This is a genomic window from Synechococcus sp. R55.7 (genome assembly GCF_047461955.1).
Taxonomy (GTDB): Bacteria; Cyanobacteriota; Cyanobacteriia; order Thermostichales; family Thermostichaceae; genus Thermostichus.
Map to the genome: position 1 here is coordinate 15,063 of NZ_JANSIC010000002.1, position 2,115 is coordinate 17,177.

2 protein-coding genes and 1 pseudogene are annotated in these 2,115 nt (G+C 61.3%); all 3 read right to left on the minus strand.

From position 1 onward, the window contains the following. Positions 1-362, minus strand: a pseudogene (locus NW820_RS00305) (hypothetical protein); the annotation flags it as partial. Positions 363-409: 47 nt separating this feature from the next. Next, positions 410-1,195: an ABC transporter permease gene (locus tag NW820_RS00310; RefSeq protein WP_011433262.1), complete on the minus strand. Its 786-nt coding sequence runs from the start codon at positions 1,193-1,195 to the stop codon at positions 410-412. Next, positions 1,192-2,115: ABC transporter ATP-binding protein (locus NW820_RS00315; protein WP_414406365.1), on the minus strand; the 924-nt coding region annotated here is incomplete at its 5' end. The genes NW820_RS00315 and NW820_RS00310, both read right to left, overlap by 4 nt.

Sequence of the window (2,115 nt, forward strand, 5' to 3'; positions counted from 1 at the left end):
TGCGCCAATCCCTGCACCAATTGCCGGGTTTGGGGCGAGAGGGTAAACAGACCCTCCTCGGTGAGATCCAGCCGCAGGTCGTAGCGCACCGCCACCACATTCACCAGCACCAGAATGACGGCCATCGCCGCCGCCGCCACCAGGATGTTGGCGTTGGTCTGGGTGGAACGCAAACCGAGGAAGACCCCCACCTCCTGCCGGTGGGTGATGCCCCAAGCCACCAGCAGGGCCAAACCTGTTGCCAGCATGCTCAGGGGCACAGCCGTCCAACCGGTAAAGGCGGATCCCACCACCAGGCCAATGGCGATGACGCCAATGCCCAGGATCCCTGTCCAGTCCTTTAACGCGCGCCAGTCCTTCATAATGCTCCGCACCGCTGCCGCGAACACCACACTCCTCCCATCTGACCCTAGCTCTGTTGCCAGCGCAGGCTTTCCACCGATTGCACCGTGGCAAACAGCCCCAGGACGATGATGCTCAAGAAAAGAATGAGGCTGCTGCTGCTGAGGATCCCTTGCACCCAGTTGCTATATTGCTGCAGCAAAGACACATGCCGCAGCGTTGCAGCAATCCAGTTTTCCTCCTGGCCGGCTGCCGCGTCGATCACCCAGAGCAACAAAATCAAGCCAAAGGTGGCCACTGCTGCGATGAGGGTGCTGTCTGTCAGAGAAGAGATAAACAACCCCAAGGCCATAACGCTACCCGCCAGCAGGGTTAGGCCCACATAACCCATCAGGGTCAGGCGGTAGTCCACTGCCGGGTTGGCGCTGCTCAGCACCAGCACATGGTAGACCAGCGGCGGCAGCAGCAGCGTGATGAAAAACACCCAGACCGCCAACCATTTGCCCAGGGCCACCTCCAAGTTGGTGATGGGAGAAGTAGCCAGCAGCTCCATCGTGCCTCGCCGCCGCTCCTCGGCATAGGAGCTCATGGTGAAGATGGGCAATAGAAATAAGGAGAGGGTGCCCAAGAGGTTGAGAAACTGCTGCGACAGGATGGTGGCCGCGTCGAAATTGTTCTCCTGGCCGAACTGGGCGAAAAGATCCACCTGCTGAGAAAAGCTGATCACCCGCACCAGAATATTAAAGAAGAAAAACCCCGCCAGTCCCCAAAACACCGCGGCCACCACATAGGCAATGGGGGAGGTGAAGTAGCCGCGCAGCTCTTTGCGAAAAATGGCAACCACTCCGTTCATGCCGCTTCCTCCAATGCGCCCTCAGATCCCTCTTGCGTAGTGAGCTGCAGGAAAATCTCTTCCAAAGAAGCCTGCGGGCGGCCTATCTCGTAGAGGTCGATCCCTGCCTGCACCAGCACCCTGGCCACCTCCGGGATCCAGCCGTCCGCGGCAGCGTTGCTCTTGAGCTGCACCTGCCAGCGGGAGGGATCCGCCGCCAAGGGCTGTAGGCTCACCACCTCCACTTGGGGCAAAGGCTGCAGGGCCGTCCGGATGGCCATTGCCTCGGTTGCCCCCACCACCAGCTTTGCCTGCTGCCGATCCTGGAGCTGGGCTGTCAGCTCGGCAGGCGTGCCAATGGCCGCCACCTGGCCGCGGTTGATGATCACCACTCGGTCGCAGGTCATGCTCACCTCGGGCAGGATGTGGGTGGAGAGGATGATGGTGTGCTCCCCCGCCAGGCTCTTGATGAGCTTGCGCACCTCGATAATCTGCTTGGGATCCAGCCCAATGGTGGGCTCATCCAGGATGATCACCGGCGGGTCGTGAACCAGAGCTTGGGCGATGCCCACCCGCTGCTTAAACCCCTTGGAGAGCTTGCGGATGAGGGTGTGGCGCTTTTCTTCCAGGCTGCACCGCCGGATCGCCTCGTCCACCCGCCTGGGCCGATCGCCAGCGCTGACCCGCTTGATCTGGGCCACAAAGTGCAGGTACGCCTCCACCGTCATGTCGGGGTAGAGGGGTGGGTTTTCCGGCAGATAGCCAATGCGCTGCCGCACCGCCATCGAGTTTTCGTGAACATCAAACCCGGCCACCCGCGCCGTCCCCTCGCTGGCAGGCAGATACCCCGCCAAAATGCGCATGGATGTGGTCTTGCCGGCTCCGTTCGGCCCCAAAAAACCCATGATCTCGCCGGCGTTCACCTGGAAGGAAACATCGCG